Genomic DNA, 22,783 nt, shown 5'->3' with positions numbered 1-22,783 from the left:
GCCCCCCGCTCAGAACGCCGGGCGTTCCGGGTCCAGGGTGGCGCGGCCCCCGGTGGGGGAGGAGGCTTCCGCGAAGCGGCGTTGGGGGATGCGGCCCGCGCGGTGCGCGAGGCGGCCCGCCGAGACCGCGTCCCGCATGGCCGCCGCCATCAGCACCGGCGCCTGTGCGCGGGTCACCGCCGAGGCCAGCATCACCCCGGCGCAGCCCAGCTCCATCGCCAGCGCGGCGTCCGACGCCGTGCCGGCCCCCGCGTCCAGGATCACCGGCACCCCGGCCCGCTCCACGATCAGCTCGAAGTTGTGCGGGTTGCGGATTCCCATCCCCGAGCCGATCGGGGAGCCCAGCGGCATGACCGCCGCGCAGCCCACGTCCTCCAGCTTCCGCGCCAGCACCGGGTCGTCGTTCGTGTACGGCAGCACCGTGAAGCCCTCGTCGACCAGGATCTCGGCGGCGTCCAGCAGCTCGACGCCGTCCGGCAGCAGGGTGCGTTCGTCCGCGACGACCTCCAGCTTGACCCAGTCCGTGCCGAGCGCCTCCCGCGCGAGGCGGGCCGTCAGCACGGCCTCGCCCGCCGTGAAGCAGCCCGCCGTGTTGGGCAGCACCGCGATGCCGAGCCGGTCCAGCACCGACAGGACGGAGCCCTGGACCGTCGGGTCCAGGCGGCGCATCGCCACGGTGGTCAGTTCGGTGCCCGAGGCGACCAGGGCGCGTTCCAGCACGTCCAGGCTCGGGGCGCCGCCCGTGCCCATGATCAGACGGGAGGAGAAGGTCCGGCCGCCGAGGGTGAAGACGTCGTCCGCCATGCTCGTCAGCCTCCCTGCACCGCGGTCAGGACCTCGACCCGGTCGCCGTCGCCCACCACGGTGTGCGGCCACCGCCCGCGCGGTACGACCGTCTCGTTGAGGGCCGCCGCGACGCCCTTGGGCGCCGCGGTCAAGGTGGCGACCACCGCGTCGAGCGTGGTGCCGGCCGCGACCTCGCGCGGCTCGCCGTTGACGGAGATGGTCATGCGTACGACTCCTGACGTGCCTCGGTGAACCGGCGCGGGGTGAAGGGGCGGGCGATCTCCGGCACCGTGCCGGTGGCCAGCAGCTCCGCCATCACGTCGCCGGTGAGCGGGGTCAGCAGCACCCCGTTGCGGTAGTGCCCCGTGGCCAGGTGCAGGCCGGGCAGCGCGGTCGGGCCCAGCAGCGGGGCGTTGTCGGGGGAACCGGGCCGCAGCCCCGCCCGGGTCTCGGTCAGCGGCAGTTCGGTGATGCCGGGCACCAGCTCGTGGGCGTCGCGCAGCAGCTCGTAGACCCCGCCGGCGGTGACGGTGGTGTCCCAGCCCAGTTCCTCACTGGTGGCGCCGACGACGAGTTCGCCGTTCTCGCGCGGCACGAGGTAGACGTGGCTGCCGCGCACGACCGCCCGTACGGTCCGGGACAGGAACGGCGCGTACGGGGCCGGCACCGTCAGCCGCAGCACCTGGCCCTTCACCGGCCGCACCGGGACCTCCGCCTCCGGCGGCACCCCGGGCAGCTGCCCGGAGAGCGAGCCCGCCGCCAGGACCGTCTGGCCGGCGCTGACCTCCGTACCGTCGTCGAGGAGCGCCCCGGTCGCCCGGTCGGCCCTGACGAGCAGCCGGGCCGCGCCCGCCCGGTGCACGGTGACCCCGGCGCGTTCGCAGGCGGCCAGCAGCGCGGCCGCCAGCCGGCGCGGATCCACTTGGTGGTCCCCGTCGACCCGCAGGCCGCCGCGTACGCCGGGCGCCAGCATGGGCTCCAGACGGCGGCACTCGCGGCCGGTCAGCCACTGCGACTCCAGGCCGCAGCGGCGCTGGAGGGCGTGCAGCTCGCGCAGGTGGAGGCGGTCGTCGGAGTCGAGGGCGACGGCGAGGGTGCCGCAGGCGCGGTAGCCGATGTCCATGCCGCCGCTCGCCTCGCCGAGCTCGGCGGCGAACTCCGGGTACCGGGCGGCGGAGGCGAGGTTCAGCCCGAGCAGGGTCTCCTCGCCGTAGTGCAGTTCGGTGACGGCGGCGAGCATGCCGGCCGCGACCTGGGCGGCGCCGCCGCCGGGGGACGGATCGGCCAGTACGGTGCGCAGTCCCCGCCGGGCCGCCCGCCAGGCGGTGACCAGGCCGATGATGCCGCCCCCGATGACGAGGACGTCGGACCCCTTCGGGGATCCCCTCCGAGATGAGTGCATGGGCGTCCAGCCCCTCCCTTCGCCGGCATGACCCGGATCAGGTTCGTACGGTCGGAGGCCGGCCAGCCTCCCTCTCAGCCCGGTGCGCCCGGACTCCCGCGATAGGTACGGTGGCCAGACTAACCCCGGCGCGCACCCCGGGTAAGGCTGCCACCCCCCGCCCTGTTCCTGATGAAACGTCAGATGATTAGGCTGGACGGCGTGAGCGAGCAGACGGAACAGACCCAGAGCGGCGTCGTCATCGTGGGTGCCGGAATGGCCGGGGTGCAGACCGCGGTCGCCTTGCGGGAACAGGGCTTCACCGGCCCCGTGACCCTGCTGGGCGCCGAACCCCACCAGCCCTACGACCGGCCCCCGCTCTCCAAGGCGGTGCTGCTCGGCAAGGCCGAGGACTCCGCGTTCGACGTGGACTTCGAGGCCCTCGGCATCGGGCTGCGGCTCGGTGTGGAGGTCACCGGGCTACGGGCCGGCGCCCGCGAGGTGGACACCGAGGCGGGTCCGGTCTCCTACGACGTCCTCGTCCTGGCGACGGGGGCGCGCCCGCTGACCCTGCCGGGCTCCGACGGCGTCCCGGGCGTGCACCTGCTGCGCACCCTGGACGACGCCGCCCGGCTGCGGCCCGTGCTCGCGGAGGCGCCGCCGGTGGTGGTGGTCGGGGCCGGGTGGATCGGCGCCGAGTTCGCGACGGCGGCCCGGGAGGCCGGCTGCCCCGTGACGGTGGTCGAGGCGGCGGAGCGGGTGCTCGCGGGAGCCGTACCGGCGGAGGTCGCCGAGCCGATGGGGCGCTGGTACGCCGAGGCGGGCGCGGAGCTGCTGACCGGGGCGCGGGTGGCCTCCGTGGAGGAGGGCCGGGTCCACCTGGCGGACGGGCGGACGCTCCCGGCGGGCGCGGTGGTCGTCGGCATCGGGGCGCGGCCCGCGACGGACTGGCTGGCGGGCTCGGGGGTGGAGCTGGGCCCGGACGGGTCGGTCACCGCCGACGCCCACCTGCGGACCTCCCTGCCCGGGGTGTACGCCGTGGGGGACTGCGCGTCCTTCCCCTCGGCGCGCTACGGGGAGCGGCTGCTGGTCCACCACTGGGACAACGCGCTCCAGGGGCCCAGGGTGCTCGCGGCGAACGTGGTGGGCGGCGGGCCGGTGGAGACCTACGACCCGGTGCCGTACTTCTGGTCGGAGCAGTTCGGGCGGTTCGTGCAGTACGCGGGGCACCACGGAGCGGCGGACCGGATGGTGTGGCGCGGGGACCCCGCCGGGACGGCCTGGTCGGTGTGCTGGCTGCGGGACGGGGCGCTGGTGGCGGTCCTCGCGGTGGGGCGGCCGCGGGACCTGGCGCAGGGCCGCCGGCTCATCGAGGCGGGCACGGCGCTCACGGTCGCCGGCGTCTCGGACCCCGACACCCCGCTCAAGTCGGCGGTGGCCTGACGGGCCCGGCCCGAGGGGGGCGGGACCCGGACGGGGTGGTCCAGGTACCGGCGGCGAGTCCGAGATGGCAGGCTTGTGCCCGTGACCGAGATTGACGCAAAGATCGATGCCCTTGTCCCCGCCTGGCTCTACCTCCCCGACATCGCCGAGATGCTGGACATCGAAGTGACCCGGGTCCGCCAGCTGGTCAAGGAAGGTCAGCTGCTCGCGGTGCGCCGCGGCGAGAACCGCTCCCTCCAGGTCCCCGCACCCTTCATCGACGGCGACAAGATCGTCAAGGGTCTCACCGGTCTGCTGACCGTGCTCCGCGACGACGGCTTCTCCGACGAGGAGATCCTGGAGTGGATGTTCACCCCCGATCCGACCCTCCCGGGCACCCCCGCCCAGGCGCTGAGCGAGAATCGGGGCACGGAGGTGAAGCGCCGCGCTCAGGCGCTCGCCCTCTGACCGACCCGCGCACGAAGTGACGTACTGATCCACCCGGTGTACGGGCCCGCGCGGCCCGTACACCGCCACCACCACGGGGGTACACCCATGCTGCTGTCCGACGCCCGGCTCTACCTGTGCACGGACGCCCGCAAGCGGCAGGGCGACCTCCCCGAGTTCCTCGACGCCGCCCTGGCCGGCGGCGTGGACATCGTCCAGCTCCGCGACAAGGGCATGGAGGCCGGCGAGGAACTCGAACACCTTCGGGTCTTCGCCGACGCCGCCCGCCGCCACGGCAAGCTGCTCGCCGTCAACGACCGCGCCGACGTCGCGCACGCCATCGGCTCCGACGTGCTCCACCTCGGCCAGGGCGACATACCCGTCCCCGCCGCCCGCGCGATCCTCGGCCGGTCCGTCCTCGTCGGCCGCTCCTGCCACGCCGAATCCGAAGTCGACGCGGCCGCCGCCGAGCCCGGCGTGGACTACTTCTGCACCGGCCCCTGCTGGCCCACCCCCACCAAGCCCGGCCGCTACGCGCCGGGCCTCGGCCTCGTGCGGTACGCCGCCTCCCTGCGCCAGGACCGCCCCTGGTTCGCCATCGGCGGCATCGACTCCACGAACCTGGACGAGGTGCTCGACGCCGGCGCCACCCGGATCGTGGTCGTACGGGCCATCACCGAGGCCTCCGACCCCGGCGCGGCCGCCGCAGAACTGGCCAAGCGGGTCCGCGAGCGCGCGTGACGCGCCGCCGCCCGGGCGGGCCGGCCGAAACGCCGTCCGAAAACGCCGTCCGAAAACGCCGTCCAAAACGGTGTCCAAAAGGCGGACCGCGCTACGGGAGCGGCCAGACCCCGTCTAACCTGCCCGTATGGCCTCTGGTACCGCTTCCACCTGGTCGGATCGTGCACACACGGTCCGCGACCTCCTCGCGTCCGGGCGCTCGTACTCCTTCGAGTTCTGGGCTCCCAGGACCGAGAAGGGCGAGCGCAACCTCTGGAACGCCCTGCGCCGGATCGAGGCGGTGGCCCCCAGCTTCGTCTCCGTCACCTACGGGGCCGGCGGTTCCACCCGCGGCGGCACCGTACGCGCCACCGAACAGATCGCCGCGAACACCACCCTGACCCCCGTCGCCCACCTCACCGCCGTGGACCACTCCGTCGCGGAGCTGCGCCACGTCATCGGGCAGTTCGCCGACGCGGGGATCCGCAACATGCTCGCGCTGCGCGGGGACCCGCCGGGCGACCCCATGGGCCCCTGGGTCAAGCACCCCGAGGGCGTGGACTACGCGGCGGACCTGGTGCGCCTGCTCAAGGAGTCCGGCGACTTCTGCGTGGGCGTCGCGGCCTTTCCCGAGATGCACCCCCGCTCCCACGACTGGGACTCGGACATCCGGCACTTCGTGGACAAGTGCCGTGCGGGCGCGGACTATGCCATCACGCAGATGTTCTTCGACCCGGAGAATTATCTGAGGCTGCGCGACAGCGTCCAGAAGGCGGGCTGCGAGACCCCGATCATCCCCGAGGTCATGCCTGTTGTGGGGATCAAGCAGCTCGACCGGCTGCCCCAGCTCAGCAACGCCGTCTTCCCCGAGGCGGTAAAAGACCGCATGCTCGCCGTCACGGACGACGCGGCCGCTGTACGCTCCATTGGCATCGAGTTCGCCACGGAGTTCTGCGCGCGGCTGCTGTCCGAGGGTGTCCCGGGGCTGCACTTCATCACGCTGAACAATTCCACGGCGACTCTGGAGATCTACGAAAACCTGGGTCTGCACCAGCGGGCCTGATCGGCCGGCCCGTTTCCCGCGCGGTGGTCGGCCGTACGAGAGGGGCCATGCATGGGAATGACGGTCCTCTACATCGCGTTCGGCTTCGTCGCGTTGTGGCTGCTTGCCGAGGTCCTGATGCAGTACAAGGCCCGGCTCCGCTGGCGCCTGCTCGCCTTCGCCGGGTTCGTCGGCGTGGTCGCCGGGGTGGTGCTGCCGTCGGTACCGGTCATCGCCGTCGGCGCGACCGCGTTCGCGGTCGGCCAGACCCTGGTGACGCTCTCCTTCCGCAAGGGCTTCGTGGCCGGCTGGGCGCTGCGCCGGGGCGGGGAGCCCGTACGCAAGGGCGGACGGCGCCGCAGCGGTGGTGCCCCGCGCCCGCCGCGCCCGGAACCCGCGCTGGAGGTGACGGCGCTGGAGTACGGCCCCGAGGGCGAACTGCCGGACTACGAGGCGTCGTCCGGGCGCGACGCGGCCGGACGGGACGAACCGGACGCGGGGGACGAGGACGTCTTCACCCCGCAGCCCGTGCCCGAGGAGACCGGCTCCTACGGGATACAGAGTTTCGCCCCCCAGCCGCAGGCGTACCCCGAACACCCCGCGCAGACCGCCGCCTTCGCCTCGCCGTTCACCACGGCCGAGCAGGACGCCCACCAGTTCGCGGCGTACTACGACCAGCAGGGCCAGGGCGGCTACGACTACTCCACCGGCTACCCGGGCGCCGAACAGCAGGTCTACGCCGCCTACTCGGACCCCTACATCGGCACCGGCGGCGTCGCCCCGCAGCAGGAGTACGACTACACCGCGTACGGCGACTACGGCCGCCAGCAGTACTCCATGGACACCCCGCCCGGCGGGGTCTGGGTCCCGCAGCAGCGCGACGCCGCCCAGCCCTACCCCACGGAGGACCAGCAGCCGCCCCAGCAGCCGCAGGGCTACCCGTACCAGGGCGACCCCGGCGGCTACGAGCAGTACCGCTACTGAGGCCTCCAGGGGCCGTGCCCGGCCTTCCGGGGGCCGCTCCGGGGGCCGCTGGGCGGCGCCCTAGCGCGAGCCGCGGAACCCGGTGCCCTCCACGATCAGCCCGGCCACCAGGGCGCCGGTCATCCCGGCGTGCGGGAGGCCGCCGCCCGGGTGGGCCCAGCCGCCCGCGAGGTACAGCCCGTCCAGGGCCGTGGTGTTCGCGGGGTACAGCAGCCGGCCCCCGGCCCCGGCCAGCGCGGGAGCCGGGACGGCGCCGTCCACCGCGCCCGTGGCCTCCGCGATGTCGGCCGGCGTGCGCAGCTCCTGCCACAGCAGCCGCTCCCGCAGCCCGGGCACCGCGCGGTCGGCGGCCGCCAGCAGCTCCCCGGCCGAAGGCGCCGCACCGGGCGCCACGACGGCCTGTACGGTCACGGCCTCGTGCTCCGCGTCGGGCGTCGCGGCCGGGTCGTCCGGGCGCAGCACGCTCACGCCGCCGCCGGCCAGGGTGCGGTGCACGGCGTCCGCCGGGCGGCCCCCGCGCAGCGCGAGGAAGAGGGTGTACCGGGCGCGCGGACCAGTGCTCCGGGCGGGAACGGAACCCGGCACGAGCGGGATCGCCAGCGCCCTCGGGTCCACCCCGCAGACCACCGCGTCGGCCTCCACCACCTCGCCGTCGGCCAGCCGCAGCCCGGCCGCCCGGCCGTCCCGCTCCACGACCTCCCGTACCCCGGCGCCGAAGACGAAGCGCACCTTGCGCTCCAGGCACCGCTCGTGGACGGCGGTGGCCAGCGCGCGCAGCCCCCCGCGCACGTACCAGCTCCCGAAGGTCTGCTCCATGTACGGCAGCACCGCCGCGGAGGCGGGCGCCGTCGCGGGGTCCAGCCCGTAGGCGAGCACCCGCTCGGCGAGCAGTTCCCCGAGCGGGCCGCCCAGCTCGCGCGCGGCGACCTCGGCCAGCGTGGGCGGCCGGCGCCGCAGCAGGCCGCTCTTGCGCAGCGCGGGGTACGGATCCTCGCCCAGCACCTGCCAGTCGGGCCGCAGCGGCTCCTCCAGCAGGGGGCGCCGGGTCGCGTCCCAGGCGTCCCGGGCGCGGCCGAGCACATCGCTCCAGCGGTCCCCGGCGCCGGCCCCGAAGGCCTGGTCCAAGGCGGCGGCCGCGCCGCCGCGGGAGGCGTTCGGCAGCGTCACCACCGTGCCGTCGGGCAGCACGTGCCGAACGGCGGGGTCGACCTGCACGAGGTCGACGCACTCCTCCAGGGGCCGCTTGCCGGTCTTGACGAACAGATCGCGGTAGACGGCGGGCAGGTGCAGCAGTCCGGGCCCGGTGTCGAAGGCGAAGCCGTCGCGCGCGTACCGTCCGAGGGCGCCGCCGTAGGTGGAGCCGCGCTCGTACACCGTCACCTGGTGGCCCGCCACGGCCAGCCGGGCCGCCGTCGCCATCGCGCCCATGCCGGCGCCGATCACCGCAATTCGTGCCATGCGGTGGAGCCTACCGAGCGGGACGGGAGCCGGATCGACCGAGGTCAGTAGGGCGGTGTGCCCGTCACCCGGCGGCTCTCGGCGGCCAGCCGCTTCTCCTCGCGGCGCTGGGCCCGGCGGCGCAGGAAGCGGCGGATCCGGGTCCAGAGGTAGATCACCAGGGCCAGGCCCGCGGCGAGCAGTACGGCCGCGATCACCGCCGCCGCCTGGGGGTTGAACATCGCGAAGGTGACGAGACCGGCCACGCCGAGGTCCTCGGCGGTGCTGAGCACGATGTTGCTGAACGGCTCCGGCGAGGTGTTCACGGCCATGCGGGTGCCGGCCTTGACGAGGTGGCTGGCCAGCGCGGTGGAGCCGCCGACGGCACCGGCCGCGAGGTCGGACAGGGAGCCGCTCTGCCCGGCCAGCAGTGCGCCGACCACCGCCCCCGCGACCGGGCGGATCACCGTGTGGACGGAGTCCCACACCGAGTCCACGTACGGGATCTTGTCGGCCACCGCCTCGCAGAGGAACAGCACGCCCGCCACGATCAGGACGTCGGGGCGCTGGAGGGCCGCGGGCACGTCGTCGCTCAGCCCGGTCGCGCCGAAGACGCCGAGCAGGAGGACCACCGCATAGGCGTTGATCCCGCTGGCCCAGCCGCTGGTGAAGACCAAGGGGAGCACTGTCATCGGGCCATCATGCCGCAGCGTACGGCCCGGGAGCGGGCACTGCGGACGGGGAGGGGACGGGAGAGGGACGGCCGCCATACGGCGGGCCGTCCCTCAGGAAGTCATACGGGGAGCAGGATCACTGCCCCTGTTCGTCCCGGCGGCGCTGCCACCGTTCCTCGATGCGGGTCATCATGGACCGACGCTGCCGGTTCTGCCCGCGGGCCGAACCACCTGCATTTGCGGAGGCGGGCTGCTCACCGGGCTTGGGTGCCTTGCGCCAACCGGTGACCACGAGAACCGTGCAGGCCAGCATGACGAGGAAGCCCACCACGCTGATCCAGAGCACGCTCTGCCAGATCACACCGGTCATGAGGAGCGCGATACCCACCACAATGCCCGCGACTGCCTGGTAGACCCGTCGCCGGGTGTACGTGCGCAGCCCGCTTCCCTCAAGCGCTGTCGCGAACTTGGGATCTTCGGCGTACAGCGCTCGCTCCATCTGCTCGAGCATTCGCTGCTCGTGCTCCGAGAGCGGCACGGGAGTCCTCCTCATCCGTAGGTCGCGGGGGGAGCGACCAGGGGTCCCTTTCAGGATAGGCGGGGAATCGCCCCCGTGACACCCGCCCTCTGCGCCAGGTTCGAAATTGCACCGCCTGGGAAAACACCTGCCGGAAAAACGTCGCCTGGAAGAAGCGCAGCGTCAGACCGCACCGTCGCGGGCGTGGTCAGTGAGGCGCTTATTCCCCAATGACCGGTCCGCCATGCCGACCGGTGTGCTCGATCATACGGGGACAGCGGCCCGTTCGGAGGGTGTCCTGCGAACCCCGTCCACGGCAGCTTCGCAGATCAGGCGGGCTTCTCGCCCAGGACGTGCAACTGCGTGGCCACCGCGTGGAAGGCGGGCAGCTCGGCGGCGGCCTCCTCCAGGCGCAGCAGCGCCTCCACGGCCCCGGGCTCGGTGTCCACCAGCACGCCGGGGACGAGGTCGGCGAAGATCCGGACGCCGTGCACCGGGCCGACTTCGAGTCCGGCTCCACCGACGACCTCGGCCAGCTGCTCGGCGGTGAAGCGGCGCGGCACGGGGTCGCCCGCGCCCCAGCGGCCGGCCGGGTCGGTCAGGGCGGTGCGGGCCTCGGTGAAGTGCCCGGCCAGCGCGCGGGCGAGGACCGCTCCGCCGAGGCCGGCGGCGAGGAGGCTGAGGACGCCGCCGGGGCGCAGGGCGGCGACCGCGTTGGCCACGCCCTCGGCCGGGTCGTCCACGTACTCCAGCACGCCGTGGCACAGCACCACGTCGTACGCGTCCTGCTCGACCACGTCCAGCAGTCCCTGCGCATCGCCCTGGACCCCGCGGACCAGTTCGGCGACGCCGGCCTCGGCGACCCGGCGCTCCAGCCCGAACAGCGCGTTCGGGCTGGGGTCGACCACCGTGACCCGGTGACCCAGCCGGGCCACCGGCACGGCGAACTTGCCGGTGCCGCCGCCGGTGTCCAGTACGTCCAGCACGTCCCGGCCGGTCGCCTTCACCCGGCGGTCGAGGACCTCCTTGAGGACCTCCCACACCACGGCGGTGCGGAGCGAGGCGCGGGGGCGGGAAGTGTCCGACACGACTGATGGCTCCTCGGCGTAGGGGCACCTCCCAGCGGTAGCCGGGGGAGGGCGGGCGGTTCAGGCCCCACCTTATTGCCTCCCGCAGCCGGGCAGGTCATCCCGCCTGCGGCCGCTCCGGCCGTGGCCGGGGCAGGGCCTGCCGGGCCCCCGGTCCGCCCGGCGCGAGGGCCAGCATCCGCTCGACCAGGCGCAGGAACATCCCGGCCTCGCGGACCAGGTCGTCGGCGTCCCGGCCGGTCGCGGCATCGGGTATGCCCGCCTCGGCCCGGGCCCGGCGCGCGGCGCCCGAGGCGAACAGGGCGCTCCACTCCGTCAGCTCCGGTGCCACCTCGGGCAGTACCTCCCACGCGCTGCGGATCCGGGGCCGCCGGCGCGGATGCACCGGCTCGGGCCGCGCGCGGGCGGCGAGCACGGCCGCGGCCGCCCGCAATGCCGCGAGGTGCGCGGTTGCGTACCGCTCGTTGGGCCGGGGCAGAAGCGCAGCCTCGGCCAGGCCGTCGTGGGCCTTGGCGAGCAGATCGAGGGCGGCCGGCGGTGCCGCCGACTTCCTCGGGACGGGGTGGACAGGGGACGGGGACGGTGTGGCCATGACGAACCTCCTGTCGATGCGTACTGCTGCGGAGCGCTGGATGGTGCGGGGTGGTGCCAAATGGTGCGGGTGGTGCCGAATGGTGCGAGGTGGGGCTCCGACTGTCTGTCCCCATCGTGACGGGCGCCACTGACAATTGCGCTGACCTGTGGATTTGGGCCTTTCGCACCCCTCGCCGGGCGAAGGACAACTAAGCCTGATAGTTTTTGAACTGACCAGTCAGTTCAAAAGAAGGGGGGCGGCGTGGACAGCCCACACGGCGCGGCCGTCAAGGCCGGGGGCTTCGGACTCAAGGGCCCGCGGAGCTGGGTCTTCCGGGATGTGGGGATCGACGCGGAGCCCGGCTCGCTCGTCGCGATCGTCGGCCCCTCGGGCAGTGGCCGCACCTGCCTCCTGCTCGCCCTCACCGGCCGGATGAAGCCCACCGAGGGCCACGCCGAGATCGGCCGCCACCGCCTGCCGAAGAAGATGGCCGCGGTCCGCCGGATCTCCGCCCTCGCCCATGTGCCCGGGGTCAACGACCTGGACCCGGCCCTCACGGTCGCCGAGCAGCTGCGCGAAGGGGCCCTGCTCCAGCGCCGCTACGAGGGTCCCGTGCGCGCCCTGCTGCGCCCGCGCGGCGAGCGCCGTACCTCGACGGCGGCCAGGATCGAGGAGGTGCTCGCCGCCGCCGGACTCGACCTGGGCACGCTGCCCAAGGGTCCGCGCACCGCGGTGCGCGACCTCGAACGGCTGGAAGCCCTGCGGCTGTCGGTGGCCATCGCGCTGCTGGCGTCGCCCCGGCTGCTCGCGCTCGACGACGTCGACCTCAAGCTCCCCGCCGCCGAGAGCGCCGAGGCCTGGGCCCTGCTGCGCTCGCTCGCCGACCGGGGGACCACCGTCCTCGCGGTGTGCAGCGAGGCCCCGCAGGGCGTGACGGTCCTGCGCCTGGGCGCCACCGCCGAAGAGCCGGCGAGGCCCGGGCCGCGCGAGGCACCGGCCGCCCGCCCCGCCATGGACACCACGATCACCTGGGGCTCCGAGCCCGCCTCCGGCACCGCCGAGGCGGACCGGGCCGCCGAGGCCGGCGAGAGCGTCGAGACCACGGCGCCCCACGCCGACGCCGGCGGAAGCACCCCCGCCCCGGCCCCCGCCGACGCGCCCGCCGACCCCGGCGCGCCCGCCGACCCCGACCCCGGCCACGGCCCCGACCCCGACCCCGGCCACGGCAACGCCGGACAGGACGCCACCGCCGACGACGACACGAAGGGGGCCGACGATGCGCTCACCGAAGCTCGCCGCGCTTGAGCTCAAGCGGTTCGGCCGGGGCAAGCTCCCCGCCGCCGCCCTCGTCGCGCTGCTCCTCCTGCCCCTGCTCTACGGCGCGCTCTACCTCTGCTCCTTCTGGGACCCGTACAGCCGCCTCGACAAGATCCCCGTCGCCCTCGTCAACGCCGACCGCGGGGCCACCGTCGACGGCAAGCGCATCGACGCGGGCGACGAGATCACCAAGAAGCTGCACACCAGCAAGACCTTCGACTGGCGCGAGGTGAACGCCGACGAGGCGGCCAAGGGGCTGGAGCACGGGAAGTACTACCTCTCCCTCACCATGCCCGCCGACTTCAGCGCCAAGATCGCCTCCAGCTCCGGTGCCGACCCCGCCACCAGCGCGCTCCAGGTCCGCACCAACGACGCGAACAACTACATCGTCGGATCGATCTCCAAGACCGTCTTCTCCGAGGTCCGCGCGGCCGCGTCCACCAACGCCTCCCGCGGGTTCCTCGACAAGATCTTCGTCAGCTTCTCCGACCTGCACGACAAGACCGCCGAGGCCGCCGACGGCGCCGACAAGCTCAAGGACGGCGCGGGCAAGGCCCAGCAGGGCGCCAAGGAACTCGCCGACGGCCTCGACACGGCCGAGGAGAAGACCGGCGAACTCACCGGCGGCCTCAAGAAGCTGAACTCCGCCGCCGGCCAGCTGGAGACCGGTGCCTCCGAGGTCGCCGACGGCACCCAGACGGTCGCCGACAAGGTCAACGGCGCCGCCGCCAAGGCGCGCCCCTTCGTCAAGGACCCCAAGTCGCTCGCCGACACGGCCCGGCTCGTCGCCGACACCGCCAAGGTGGTCAACAGCCACCTCGGCACGTTCGCCGAGAAGGCGCCCGCCGCGGCGGTGGTCACCAAGCGGGTCGCCTCCGGCACCGACAAGTACTACACCGACCACTGCGTCACCCCGGGCGCCGAGCCGCACCTCGCCTCCTGCCCCGAACTCAAGAGGATCAAGGACGACGCGGCCCAGGGCGCCCTGCTGGCCGGAGACGTCAACAACGTCGTCAAGGACACCAACGGCGACCTGACCACGCTCCGCGGCCAGCTCACCGACCTGGAGAACAAGGCCAACGCGCTCGCCGCGGCCGCCCCCGGCCTCTCCTCCGACCTCGAATCGGCCGTCGCCAAGGTCAACGCCCTCAACAGCGGCGCCCACCAGGTCGCCGCGGGCATGGTCAAGCTGCACGCCGGACTCGGCACCGCCACCGGCGGCTCCGGCGCCCTGGCGGAGGGCGTCGGCAAGCTCGGGGACGGCGCGCACACCCTCGACGGCGGCATGTACAAGCTGGTGGACGGCACCGGAGAGCTGGCCGGCGGCCTGCACGACGGCGCCGGCAAGATCCCCGACTACGACCAGCAGGCGCGCGACGCCCGTACCCAGGTCATGGCCGACCCGGTCCGGCTCGCCAACCAGTCCCTGCACCGGGCGCCCAACTACGGCACCGGCTTCGCCCCGTACTTCATCCCGCTCTCCCTCTGGGTCGGCGCGATGGTCGCCTACATGCTGATCGCACCCCTCAACAAGCGGGCGCTGGCCACCGGCGCCTCGCCGTGGCGGATCGCCTTCGCGGGCTGGCTGCCCGTGGCGGGGATCGGCGTCGCGCAGGTCGCGGCACTGATGTCCGTACTCCACTGGGGCCTCGGCCTGGAGATGTCCCGCCCGGCGCTGACCATCGCCTTCCTGGCGCTGGTGACCGTCTGCTTCGCCGCGATCGTCCAGTGGCTCAACGCCAAGTTCGGCGCGGCGGGACGCATCCTGGTCCTCGCGTTCCTGATGCTCCAGCTGACCTCGGCGGGCGGTACGTACCCCGTCCAGACCAGCCCGGCATTCTTCAACGCGGTCCACCCGTACCTGCCGATGTCGTACGTCGTGGAGGGCCTGCGCCGCCTGATCACCGGAGGCGACCTCACGCCGGTGTGGACGGGCTGCGCCGTACTGACCGCCTTCACGGCGGGGGCGCTCGCCCTCACCGCGCTCGCCGCCCGTGGCAAGCAGGTGTGGACGATGGACCGGCTGCACCCCGAACTGAGCCTGTAGGGAGCCGGTGACCTGTGAGAATCAGCGCCATGGAAAGCAGCAGCACCGCTACGGGTGCCGGCAGCGGCCGGCGGCGGGCGACCCGGCAGAAGCTCTACGAAGCGGCCGTCACCCTCATCGCGGAACAGGGGTTCTCCGCGACGACGGTCGATGAGATCGCCGAGCGGGCGGGCGTCGCCAAGGGCACGGTCTACTACAACTTCGCGAGCAAGACCGAGCTCTTCGAGGAACTGCTGCGCCACGGGGTGGGGCTGCTGACCGCCTCGCTGCGGGAAGCGGCGGAGTCCACCGAGGCCCGGGGCGGCACCCGCGTCGAGGCGCTGGACGCGATGATCCGCGCGGGCCTGGTCTTCATCGACCGCTACCCGGCCTTCACCCAGCTGTATGTGGCCGAGCTGTGGCGGACCAACCGGGCGTGGCAGTCCACGCTGATGGTGGTCCGCCGGGAGGCGGTGGCCGTCGTGGAGACGGTGCTGCGCGAGGGCGTGGAGCGCGGGGAGCTGAGTGCGGAGATCGACGTGCCGCTGACGGCCGCGGCGATGGTGGGCATGGTGCTGGTGGCCGCGCTGGACTGGCAGTCCTTCCAGAGCGAACGCTCGCTGGACGACGTGCACTCGGCGCTGTCGCTGCTGCTGCGGGGCCGTGTGAGCGGGAGCCGCTGACACCGACGGGTGACGCCCGGTCGGCGGTGCCGCCGGGCCGGGGTCGCGGCGTAGAACTGAGTATCCGTACCTAGACGCCCCCGGGCCGCGAAATGAGTACGTGTACGGATGGGCTCCCACCTGCGCGGACAGCAGACTGGGGGCGACGGACGGGGCCGCTCGGCCCGCACCGCGGACACGGGGCCGCGGAGCGGGACCGGGTCCTCGTCCAGCACCGGGAGGGAAACCCGGTGGGCACGGCCGGTGCGGCGGGGCTCGGGGGGATCGAGCCCCGCCGCACCGCCGTTCCGCCCCCGGAAGCCCGGAAGCCCGGAAGCCCGGAAGCCCGGAAGCCCGGAAGCCCGGAAGCCCGGAAGCCCGGAAGCCCGGAAGCCCCCGGGCCCCTCAGCGCCTCAGGCGCCTCCGCTCCGCCCCCGCAGCGGCAGCCGGACCGCCGCCAGGCGGGCCGAGACCGCCGAGGTGAACGCCGACCACCGGGCCGAGACCGCCCAGCCCACCCGGGCCGCCGACCGCGGCAGCAGGAGCGCCCTCAGTCGGGTGCCCCGGGACACCGCCGCCAGCAGCCCGGCCCGGGCCAGGAGCACGTCCTCCGCCAGCCCCCCGTGCCGGAACCCGGCCCCCGGAGGGGCGTACAGTGCCCGCTCCACCGCGTCCGCGACCCGGTGCACCGCCCGGGCCGCCCCGTCCTCCAGCCGGCCCTGCGCGACGGTGCGCCCGGCGGCCCGCCGGGGCGACAGCGCCCCGTCCGGCGGGATGTTCACGTCCCAGGCCGCGTCACCCAGCTCCTGCCAGGCGAGCAGCACGTCCCCCGAGGCCAGCCGCCGCGCCCGCAGCCGCCTGCGCCACAGGAGCGGGAGCACCGGCAGCGCCAGCAGCAAGAGTCCGCCCGCGGTCCAGCCCAGCACTGCCAGGGCCGACACACCGCCCGAGCCCGAACCCGCGTCCTGCCCGGCCGCCGGGGTCCCGCACTCGCCGAGCCTCTTGAGGTCCGGCGGGCAGGCGTCCGTCTGCGAAGGCGCCGTCGCCGGCTCTGACGCGTTCTGCGACGGCAGGGAGGCGGGCGCGGACGGCTGGGCCGTCGGGGTGTCGGTGCGGCCGTAGTCCGGCAGCGAGATCCCGGACCGGGGCGTCGGCTCGAACCGGGTCCAGCCCACGCCTTCGAAGTACAGCTCCGGCCACGCGTGCGCGTCGCGCATCGTCACGTTCACGCTGCCGTCCGACTGCTTGGTGCCCGGGGTGAACCCCACCGCGACCCGCGCGGGGATGCCGAGCGAGCGCGCCATCGCCGCCATCGAGAACGAGAAGTGGATGCAGAATCCCTCCTTGTCCTGGAGGAAGCGGGCGATGGCCTGCGAACCCGTCCCCGAGGACACCCTCGTGTCGTAGCGGAACCCACCGCTCACCGCGAAGAAGTCCTGGAGCATCACGGCCCGCGTGTAGTTGTCCTTCGCGCCCTGGGTGACCCGCCGGGCCGTGTCGCCGACGACCGCCGGCAGGTTGTCCGGCAGCTTCGTGTACTCGTTCAGGACCAGGGGGTCCGTCGGCGGCGCGTGCTGGAGCTGCTCCGCCGTCGGCTGGAGCAGCAGGCTCCGGACCGTGTACTGGGCGCCCTGCACGTTCTGGAAGCCGTCCTTGCCGAGCTGGTCGCCGACCAGCGTCCGGCCCACCGGTTCGAACCGCCACTTCCCGCCGATGTCCACCTGCGTCGCCGGGTACGGCATCGGCAGGTAGCGCTGGGCGTACGTCTCGGCGGCCGAGACGGTGGTGCGCACCTCGGAAGCGGTGCGCCGCACCTCCTGGTTGCTCAGTCCCTGCGGGTTCGGCAGCCGCGGCGGGACGTCCGTCAGAGGCCGCCCGGAGGCCTCCCACTTGACGCCGTCGAACTCGTCGAGCGCCAGGATCCGCAGGTACTGCTCGGAGAGCTGCGGGCTGTCCGTGCGGTAGCGCAGCACCACCCGGTTGTCCTGCGCGTTCAGGCTGCTCTGGAGGGAGACCAGCGGGTTCACCGCGGAGATCGTCCCGCCGCCCGGGCCGCTGCCGGCGCCGTCGCCGCCGGTCCCCAGCAGCCCGCCGCCCATCGCCGGCAGCGCCACCGGCGCCACCAGCGCCAGGCCCAGCGCGACCGCGCCGATCCGCCGTCCGGTGCGTACGGGAGCCACGGCCTGACCGCCGCCCCCGCCGCCCACGGGCCCCGGGGCGGCCCCGCCGAACACCCGGCCCCACTGCGCGAGCCGGTCCCGGCTCTCCGACAGCAGCAGCATCAGGTAGCCGCAGCCGGCCAGCAGGAAGGAGAGCCAGGCACCGCCGCGGCCCGCCGACAGCCCGGCGGCCACCGAGTACAGCGCCAGCAGCGGCAGCCCGGCCGCGGCGGCGGACCGCGCCGTCACGGCCAGCAGGTCCACCATCAGCCCGATCAGCAGCACCCCGGCCAGCAGCAGCAGCCGGATGCCGTCGGTCGTCGGGGCCGGTATCGCGAACTCGCCGACGTCCCGCACGCCCTGCCCGAACAGCGACCCGAAGTCGGTGAGCAGGTAGCCCAGCACCCCGCCCGAGGGGTTCTCCGCCTTCCCCGCGAACAGCAGGGCGAGGAGCAGCAGGGACACCAGGAACTGCGCGGCGACCGTCAGGGGCCGGGCCAGCGGTACCCGGCGGGCGCCGGCGCCGACCAGGCTCTGCACGCCCAGCAGCAGTGCGGCCTGCACCAGCCAGCCGGGCGACTCCACCAGCGGCGTCAGCGACCACGCGGTGAGCAGCGTCGCCAGCAGTGCGAAGAGCGTCAGCCGTACTTGCCCGCTCATCAGCGGCCTCCGGATGCGGTCGTGCCGAGGGTGTCGGCGCCGGCCCGGCGCCACAGCTCGGCGAAGGGCGCCCCGGGCGGCGCGGCCAGCGCCGTCCAGCCCGCGTCGCGCAGCCGGCGCAGGGTTTCCTCCACCCGCGAGGGCAGTCCGGTCCAGGCCGCGGAGTCCAGGACGAACGCCACCGCGCCGCCGCTGCGCTGGCGCATCCGGGCCGCCAGTTCCGTCTGTACGTCGTCCAGGTCCCCGAAGAAGGCGATGAGGAGCCCGTCGGAGCCGGCTCCGGCGAAGCCGCCGCCCCCCGCGCCGCGCAGTGCCTCGTAGGCGCCGCCGAGGTCCGGGCCGTCGGAGTGGCCGACGACCGCGAGGGTGTCCATCATCAGCCCGGCCGCCTCGGCGGACTCCTGGGCGCCGGAGGAGAACCCGCCGCCCGCCGCCCCGGGGACCGAGTCGCCGGTGTCGGTGAGCAGCCGGACCGAGAAGCCGTGCTCCAGCAGGTGCAGCAGGGTCGAGGCGGCCCCCGACACGGCCCACTCGAAGGCGGAGCCGGGTCCCGCGCCCTCGTACGCGTCGTGGCGGGTGTCCAGCAGGACGGTGGCCTTGCTGCGCTGCGGCTGCTCCTCGCGGCGCACCATCAGCTCGCCGTAGCGGGCGGTGGAGCGCCAGTGCACCCGGCGCAGGTCGTCGCCGCGCCGGTAGGTGCGCGGGATCACGTCGTCGTCTCCGGCCAGGGCCAGCGAGCGGCGGCTGCCGTCGCCGTACCCGGAGGACTCGGCGCCCAGTCGTACGGGGGGCAGGGCCTCGGTGCGCGGGATGACCGTCAGGGTGTCGTAGGTGCTGAACGAGCGCGTCAGCTCGACCATTCCGAACGGGTCGGTCAGGCGCAGCTGGAGCGGGCCCAGCGGATAGCGGCCGCGCAGGTCGGAGCGGACCCGGTAGGACACCTCGCGGCGGCCGCCCGGCTCGACCCGGTCCAGTACGAAACGGGGCCGCGGCCCCAGCACGTAGGGCACCCGGTCCTGGAGCATCAGCAGTCCGGTGGGCAGCCGGGACACGTTCTCCATGCGCAGCCGCACCCGGGCCTCGCCCCCGGCGGGTACGCGGGCCGGGGCCAGCAGGCGGCTGCCGCGGACCCGGGAGCGGTTGCGGTGCAGGGCGACGACGCAGACCAGCGGCAGCAGGGCGAGCAGCAGCCCGACCCGCAGCAGTTCGCTCTGGCCCAGTACGTAGGCGCAGACGGCGGCCGCGGCCCCGGCGGCCAGGAAGGACCGGCCGCGGGTGGTCAGCCCCGACAGGGAGGCCCGCAGCCCGCCGGCGCCCTCGGCCGTCGCACCGGCGCCGTGCGGGGCACCGGCGCTCATCAGAAGCCCCGCAGGCCGGCGCCGGGCGGCATCTCGCCGCGGGCGTGCGCGGCGGGGACGGGGGTGCGCTGGAGGATGTCGGCGACCACGTGTTCGGCGGTGCGCCGGTTCAGCTGGGCCTGCGCGGTGGGCAGCAGCCGGTGCGCGAGGACCGGGCCGGCCAACTGCTGGACGTCGTCGGGGAGCACGTACTCGCGCCCCGACAGCGCGGCGGACGCCTTGACCGCGCGCAGCAGGTGCAAGGTGGCGCGGGGCGAGGCGCCCAGGCGCAGGTCCGGGTGGCTGCGGGTGGCGGAGACCAGGTCGACCACGTAGCGGCGGACCGGCTCGGCCACGTACACCTCGCGGACGGCTTCGATCAGCTTGGTGATGTCGTGGGCGTGGGCGACGGCCCGGAAGTCGTCGAGCGGGGAGACGCCGCCGTGCACGTCGAGCATCTGGAGCTCGGCCTCACGGCTGGGGTAGCCGACGGAGACGCGCGCCATGAAGCGGTCGCGCTGCGCCTCGGGCAGCGGGTAGGTGCCCTCCATCTCGACCGGGTTCTGGGTGGCGACGACCATGAAGGGGCTGGGCAGCGCATAGGTGGTGCCGTCGATGGTGACCTGCCGCTCCTCCATCGACTCCAGCAGCGCCGACTGCGTCTTCGGCGAGGCGCGGTTGATCTCGTCGCCGATGACGATCTGCGCGAAGATCGCGCCGGGCTTGAACTCGAACTCGCGGCGCTGCTGGTCGTAGATGCTGACGCCGGTGATGTCGGAGGGCAGCAGGTCGGGGGTGAACTGGATGCGCTGCACCGAGCAGTCGATGGACTTGGCGAGCGCCTTGGCGAGCATCGTCTTGCCGACGCCCGGCACGTCCTCGATCAGCAGGTGCCCTTCGGCGAGCAGCACGGTCAGCGCGAGGCGGACGACCTCGGGCTTGCCCTCGATGACGCTCTCGACCGAGTCCCGCACCCGCTCCGCCGTGCTGGTCAGATCCGCGAGGCTCGCTCGATCGTCGTACGTGGTCACCTGGTTCTCCTCGGCCCTTTCCCAGGGCCGACGCCCCTTGGCGCATGAACCGGCCCACCCCGAAACCCCCCGGACGCGCGAGGGGTGACGCCGGGCCCGACGGCTCCCGGGTGGCGTCACCCCGCATTGTTGACGGCGTTGCGGCGCTGTGTCACTCAGGAGACGGGATCGATCTCCCGCAGGAGCCCGGTGTGTACGTCGAAGACGAAGCCTCGCACATCGTCCTTGAAAGGCAGGAAGGGGTTCGTCCGGACCCGCTGCATCGACTGGCGGACGTCCTGGTCCACGTCCCGGAAGGCCTCCACGGCCCAGGAGGGGCGCTGGCCCACCTCGTCCTCCAGCTCGTGCCGGAAGTCCTCGGTCAGGCTTTCGAGGCCGCAGCCCGTGTGGTGGATCAGTATCACCGTGCGGGTGCCGAGCGCGCGCTGGCTGATGGTGAGCGAGCGGATGGTGTCGTCGGTGACGACGCCGCCGGCGTTGCGGATGGTGTGGCAGTCACCGAGTTCGAGGCCGAGGGCCTTGTGCAGGTCGAGGCGGGCGTCCATACAGGCCACGACCGCCACGTGCAGCACGGGACGGGCGTCCATCCCGGGGTCGGTGAACTGGGCGGCGTAGCTCCGGTTCGCCTCTACCAGCCGGTCGGTGACCGAACGGCCGCCGGATGCCTTGGCTGCGGAGTCTGCGGGCAGGGATGCGGAAGTCGTCATGCATACGACGTTAATGGTCAGGCCGCCTCGCGGCACTGAGCGCAGGTGGACAAAGAACGTCAACGGGGCTTGTTGTGAGCTAACCCACAGGGGTGGGGCGGGGGCGGCCGTTCGGGTGATTGGCGGCTTTTGCCGGTTCGGGGCGAGCGGGGCGCACCGCGCGCGGGGCGGTTCGTTGACCGTGGCGACCGTTGCACTAAAGTGACGCGAACCGGCCGGACCCGGCCCTCACCGGCCGCCCGGCCCATACGACCTGGGGAGCGACAGCGCCCGGCGTCGCTCGTAACACTCCGCGTGCGCGGCGCGGCGTATGCCTGCCGCGCCGTTATCTGAGAGGGCGCTTTGACTAGCGAGTCCCGACATGTCCCGGTGATGCTCCAGCGGTGCCTGGACCTGTTGGCCCCGGCGCTGGAGAGGCCCGGCGCCGTCGTCGTCGACTGCACCCTCGGCCTCGGCGGCCACAGCGAGGCCCTGCTCACCCGGTTCCCCGAGGTCCACCTGATCGGCCTGGACCGCGACAAGGAGGCCCTGCGGCTCTCCGGCGAGCGGCTCGCGCCCTTCGGCGAGCGGGCCACCCTCGTCCACGCCGTCTACGCCGACCTCGCAGAGGTGCTGGACGGCCTGGGCATCCCCACCGTGCAGGGCATCCTCTTCGACCTCGGCGTCTCCTCCATGCAGCTCGACGAGGCCGACCGCGGGTTCGCGTACGCGCAGGACGCGCCGCTGGACATGCGGATGGACCAGACGACCGGCATCAGCGCCGCCGAGGTCCTCAACACGTACGCGCCCGGCGAGCTGGTCCGCATCCTGCGCCAGTACGGCGAGGAAAAGCAGGCCAAGCGCATCGTCTCGGCGATCGTGCGCGAGCGCGGGAAGGAACCCTTCTCGAACAGCGCCCGGCTGGTGGAGGTCATCCGCGAGGCGCTGCCGCAGGCGGCGAAGCGGACGGGCGGCAACCCGGCGAAGCGGACCTTCCAGGCGCTGCGGATCGAGGTCAACGCCGAGCTGGCCGGGCTGGAGCGGGCCATCCCCGCGGCCGTGGACCGGATCGCGGTCGGCGGCCGCATCGCGGTGCTGTCGTACCACTCGCTGGAGGACCGGCTCGTGAAGCAGGTCTTCGCCGCGGGCGCGGCCTCCACCGCACCGCCGGGGCTGCCGGTGGTACCGGAGCGGTACCAGCCGAAGCTGAAACTGCTCACGCGCGGTGCGGAGCTGCCGACGGAGGAGGAGATCGCCGAGAACCGGCGGGCCGCCCCGGCGCGCTTCCGCGGCGTCGAACGCATCCGGGAGGCGCGACTGTGACCAAGCGCGGGCTGCTGCGGGGCGCGGCCGGCGGCGGGACGGGGGCCGGGCCGGGCACGGCCGGCCAGGCGGCGCGGATGCCGTTCGTCCTGCTGGTCGTCGCCCTGCTCGGCGGCGGGCTGATCAGCCTGCTGCTGCTGAACTCGGCGCTGAACCAGGGCTCCTTCCAGCTGAGCAAGCTCAAGAAGGAGACCACCGTGCTGCGCGACGAGCAGCAGGAGCTCCAGCGGGACGTCGACGGGTACTCGGCGCCGGACGCCCTCCAGCGCCGGGCGCACGAGCTGGGCCTGGTGCCCGGGGGGAGCCCGGTCTTCATCGGCCCGGACGGGAAGGTCGCGGGAACCCCCGCGGCGGCGGAGACCCCGCCCCCGCCGTCGCCCCCGCCGTCCGCCCCGCCGGTCGCGCAGGCTCCGGCGGCATCGCCCGCCCCACCGGCCGCGGCAGCCTCACCCACCCCGAGCCCGGCGGGCTCGCCCTCCTCCGGAAGGTGACGTCGTGAACGGAATCCAG

At 74.0% G+C, this 22,783-nt stretch carries 22 protein-coding genes and 1 riboswitch; of the genes, 10 read left to right on the top strand and 12 right to left on the bottom strand.

Features of this window, described 5'->3' with window-relative positions; genetic code table 11:
* Positions 1-9: 9 nt before the first annotated feature.
* The 3 genes from ACIA6C_RS01490 to thiO all read right to left on the bottom strand — a co-directional run bounded on the left by ACIA6C_RS01490 (position 10) and on the right by thiO (position 2,188).
* Complete coding sequence (locus ACIA6C_RS01490) at positions 10-804, bottom strand: thiazole synthase (RefSeq protein ID WP_366081814.1); 795 nt, start codon at positions 802-804, stop codon at positions 10-12.
* A gap of 5 nt (positions 805-809) precedes the next feature.
* Entirely contained in the window at positions 810-1,010 is a 201-nt protein-coding gene (thiS, locus tag ACIA6C_RS01485; protein ID WP_361135738.1) for a sulfur carrier protein ThiS, read from the bottom strand.
* Entirely contained in the window at positions 1,007-2,188 is a 1,182-nt protein-coding gene (thiO, locus tag ACIA6C_RS01480) for a glycine oxidase ThiO (RefSeq protein ID WP_399272126.1), read from the bottom strand. Before thiO ends, thiS begins: the two co-directional genes overlap by 4 nt.
* Positions 2,186-2,298, bottom strand: a riboswitch (TPP riboswitch). (Overlaps the previous gene by 3 nt.)
* Positions 2,299-2,389: 91 nt before the next feature.
* Between thiO and ACIA6C_RS01475 the strand changes: the two genes are divergently transcribed.
* From ACIA6C_RS01475 to ACIA6C_RS01455, 5 genes are all read left to right on the top strand, one after another.
* Entirely contained in the window at positions 2,390-3,610 is a 1,221-nt protein-coding gene (locus tag ACIA6C_RS01475; RefSeq protein WP_399272124.1) for an NAD(P)/FAD-dependent oxidoreductase, read from the top strand.
* 81 nt (positions 3,611-3,691) lie between these two features.
* On the top strand, positions 3,692-4,057 hold the full coding sequence (locus tag ACIA6C_RS01470) for an Rv2175c family DNA-binding protein (protein WP_136215209.1): 366 nt from the start codon (positions 3,692-3,694) through the stop codon (positions 4,055-4,057).
* Positions 4,058-4,144: 87 nt separating this feature from the next.
* Entirely contained in the window at positions 4,145-4,777 is a 633-nt protein-coding gene (thiE, locus tag ACIA6C_RS01465) for a thiamine phosphate synthase (protein ID WP_399272122.1), read from the top strand.
* A 127-nt stretch (positions 4,778-4,904) separates the two neighbouring features.
* A complete protein-coding gene (gene metF, locus ACIA6C_RS01460) occupies positions 4,905-5,819 on the top strand; it encodes a methylenetetrahydrofolate reductase [NAD(P)H] (protein ID WP_399272120.1) in 915 nt (304 codons plus the stop codon).
* 51 nt (positions 5,820-5,870) lie between these two features.
* Complete coding sequence (locus tag ACIA6C_RS01455) at positions 5,871-6,782, top strand: hypothetical protein (protein WP_399272118.1); 912 nt, start codon at positions 5,871-5,873, stop codon at positions 6,780-6,782.
* A 60-nt stretch (positions 6,783-6,842) separates the two neighbouring features.
* Here ACIA6C_RS01455 and ACIA6C_RS01450 read toward each other — a convergent pair whose 3' ends face one another.
* From ACIA6C_RS01450 to ACIA6C_RS01430, 5 genes are all read right to left on the bottom strand, one after another.
* On the bottom strand, positions 6,843-8,240 hold the full coding sequence (locus ACIA6C_RS01450; RefSeq protein WP_399272116.1) for a phytoene desaturase family protein: 1,398 nt from the start codon (positions 8,238-8,240) through the stop codon (positions 6,843-6,845).
* A gap of 44 nt (positions 8,241-8,284) precedes the next feature.
* Positions 8,285-8,911 (bottom strand): DUF4126 domain-containing protein, encoded by a 627-nt coding sequence (locus ACIA6C_RS01445; protein ID WP_399272114.1) that lies wholly within the window; start codon positions 8,909-8,911, stop codon positions 8,285-8,287.
* 118 nt (positions 8,912-9,029) lie between these two features.
* Entirely contained in the window at positions 9,030-9,431 is a 402-nt protein-coding gene (locus ACIA6C_RS01440) for a DUF3040 domain-containing protein (protein ID WP_399272112.1), read from the bottom strand.
* Positions 9,432-9,739: 308 nt separating this feature from the next.
* Positions 9,740-10,498: a methyltransferase gene (locus ACIA6C_RS01435; RefSeq protein ID WP_361135767.1), complete on the bottom strand. Its 759-nt coding sequence runs from the start codon at positions 10,496-10,498 to the stop codon at positions 9,740-9,742.
* Between the two features lie 97 nt (positions 10,499-10,595).
* Entirely contained in the window at positions 10,596-11,090 is a 495-nt protein-coding gene (locus ACIA6C_RS01430) for an SAV_6107 family HEPN domain-containing protein (protein ID WP_399272110.1), read from the bottom strand.
* A 243-nt stretch (positions 11,091-11,333) separates the two neighbouring features.
* On the opposite strand from ACIA6C_RS01430, the gene ACIA6C_RS01425 reads away from it, so the two are divergent.
* Genes ACIA6C_RS01425 through ACIA6C_RS01415 form a run of 3 tightly spaced genes read left to right on the top strand, consistent with a single transcriptional unit; the run spans position 11,334 to position 15,098 of the window.
* Positions 11,334-12,377 (top strand): ATP-binding cassette domain-containing protein, encoded by a 1,044-nt coding sequence (locus ACIA6C_RS01425; protein WP_399272108.1) that lies wholly within the window; start codon positions 11,334-11,336, stop codon positions 12,375-12,377.
* Positions 12,349-14,436 (top strand): YhgE/Pip family protein, encoded by a 2,088-nt coding sequence (locus tag ACIA6C_RS01420; protein WP_399272106.1) that lies wholly within the window; start codon positions 12,349-12,351, stop codon positions 14,434-14,436. The genes ACIA6C_RS01425 and ACIA6C_RS01420 overlap by 29 nt, the downstream gene beginning before the upstream one ends.
* Positions 14,437-14,465: 29 nt before the next feature.
* Positions 14,466-15,098 (top strand): TetR/AcrR family transcriptional regulator, encoded by a 633-nt coding sequence (locus ACIA6C_RS01415; protein WP_366083405.1) that lies wholly within the window; start codon positions 14,466-14,468, stop codon positions 15,096-15,098.
* 392 nt (positions 15,099-15,490) lie between these two features.
* Here ACIA6C_RS01415 and ACIA6C_RS01410 read toward each other — a convergent pair whose 3' ends face one another.
* The 4 genes from ACIA6C_RS01410 to ACIA6C_RS01395 form a co-directional block, all read right to left on the bottom strand.
* A complete protein-coding gene (locus ACIA6C_RS01410) occupies positions 15,491-17,896 on the bottom strand; it encodes a transglutaminaseTgpA domain-containing protein (RefSeq protein ID WP_399272104.1) in 2,406 nt (801 codons plus the stop codon).
* Complete coding sequence (locus ACIA6C_RS01405; RefSeq protein ID WP_399272102.1) at positions 17,896-19,254, bottom strand: DUF58 domain-containing protein; 1,359 nt, start codon at positions 19,252-19,254, stop codon at positions 17,896-17,898. The genes ACIA6C_RS01410 and ACIA6C_RS01405 overlap by 1 nt, the downstream gene beginning before the upstream one ends.
* Positions 19,254-20,264, bottom strand: coding sequence for a MoxR family ATPase (locus ACIA6C_RS01400; protein ID WP_361135789.1), 1,011 nt, complete (start codon positions 20,262-20,264; stop codon positions 19,254-19,256). The genes ACIA6C_RS01405 and ACIA6C_RS01400 overlap by 1 nt, the downstream gene beginning before the upstream one ends.
* A 155-nt stretch (positions 20,265-20,419) precedes the next feature.
* Positions 20,420-20,971, bottom strand: coding sequence for a carbonic anhydrase (locus ACIA6C_RS01395; protein WP_366081564.1), 552 nt, complete (start codon positions 20,969-20,971; stop codon positions 20,420-20,422).
* A gap of 372 nt (positions 20,972-21,343) precedes the next feature.
* Between ACIA6C_RS01395 and rsmH the strand changes: the two genes are divergently transcribed.
* Together rsmH and ACIA6C_RS01385 are read left to right on the top strand one after the other, a co-directional pair.
* Complete coding sequence (gene rsmH, locus ACIA6C_RS01390; RefSeq protein ID WP_366081572.1) at positions 21,344-22,273, top strand: 16S rRNA (cytosine(1402)-N(4))-methyltransferase RsmH; 930 nt, start codon at positions 21,344-21,346, stop codon at positions 22,271-22,273.
* On the top strand, positions 22,270-22,764 hold the full coding sequence (locus ACIA6C_RS01385; RefSeq protein ID WP_399272099.1) for a hypothetical protein: 495 nt from the start codon (positions 22,270-22,272) through the stop codon (positions 22,762-22,764). Before rsmH ends, ACIA6C_RS01385 begins: the two co-directional genes overlap by 4 nt.
* The last annotated feature ends 19 nt before the right edge of the window (positions 22,765-22,783 follow it).

Origin of the sequence: Streptomyces sp. NPDC051578 (genome assembly GCF_044454045.1) — a bacterium.
Taxonomy (GTDB): domain Bacteria; phylum Actinomycetota; class Actinomycetes; order Streptomycetales; family Streptomycetaceae; genus Streptomyces.
Note: the sequence above shows the minus strand (reverse complement) of the source record. Positions and strands in the feature narration are given on the sequence as shown.

Excerpts from the sequence above, each read along its gene's own strand:
- ACIA6C_RS01450 (WP_399272116.1), bottom strand. The coding sequence starts at position 8,240 with ATGGCACGAATTGCGGTGATCGGCGCCGGCATGGGCGCGATGGCGACG.
- ACIA6C_RS01410 (WP_399272104.1), bottom strand. The coding sequence starts at position 17,896 with ATGAGCGGGCAAGTACGGCTGACGCTCTTCGCACTGCTGGCGACGCTG.
- metF (WP_399272120.1), top strand. The coding sequence starts at position 4,905 with ATGGCCTCTGGTACCGCTTCCACCTGGTCGGATCGTGCACACACGGTC.
- rsmH (WP_366081572.1), top strand. The coding sequence starts at position 21,344 with ATGCTCCAGCGGTGCCTGGACCTGTTGGCCCCGGCGCTGGAGAGGCCC.
- ACIA6C_RS01430 (WP_399272110.1), bottom strand. The coding sequence starts at position 11,090 with ATGGCCACACCGTCCCCGTCCCCTGTCCACCCCGTCCCGAGGAAGTCG.
- ACIA6C_RS01395 (WP_366081564.1), bottom strand. The coding sequence starts at position 20,971 with ATGACGACTTCCGCATCCCTGCCCGCAGACTCCGCAGCCAAGGCATCC.
- ACIA6C_RS01415 (WP_366083405.1), top strand. The coding sequence starts at position 14,466 with ATGGAAAGCAGCAGCACCGCTACGGGTGCCGGCAGCGGCCGGCGGCGG.
- thiO (WP_399272126.1), bottom strand. The coding sequence starts at position 2,188 with ATGCACTCATCTCGGAGGGGATCCCCGAAGGGGTCCGACGTCCTCGTC.
- ACIA6C_RS01490 (WP_366081814.1), bottom strand. The coding sequence starts at position 804 with ATGGCGGACGACGTCTTCACCCTCGGCGGCCGGACCTTCTCCTCCCGT.
- thiE (WP_399272122.1), top strand. The coding sequence starts at position 4,145 with ATGCTGCTGTCCGACGCCCGGCTCTACCTGTGCACGGACGCCCGCAAG.
- ACIA6C_RS01445 (WP_399272114.1), bottom strand. The coding sequence starts at position 8,911 with ATGACAGTGCTCCCCTTGGTCTTCACCAGCGGCTGGGCCAGCGGGATC.
- thiS (WP_361135738.1), bottom strand. The coding sequence starts at position 1,010 with ATGACCATCTCCGTCAACGGCGAGCCGCGCGAGGTCGCGGCCGGCACC.
- ACIA6C_RS01405 (WP_399272102.1), bottom strand. The coding sequence starts at position 19,254 with ATGAGCGCCGGTGCCCCGCACGGCGCCGGTGCGACGGCCGAGGGCGCC.
- ACIA6C_RS01420 (WP_399272106.1), top strand. The coding sequence starts at position 12,349 with ATGCGCTCACCGAAGCTCGCCGCGCTTGAGCTCAAGCGGTTCGGCCGG.
- ACIA6C_RS01455 (WP_399272118.1), top strand. The coding sequence starts at position 5,871 with ATGGGAATGACGGTCCTCTACATCGCGTTCGGCTTCGTCGCGTTGTGG.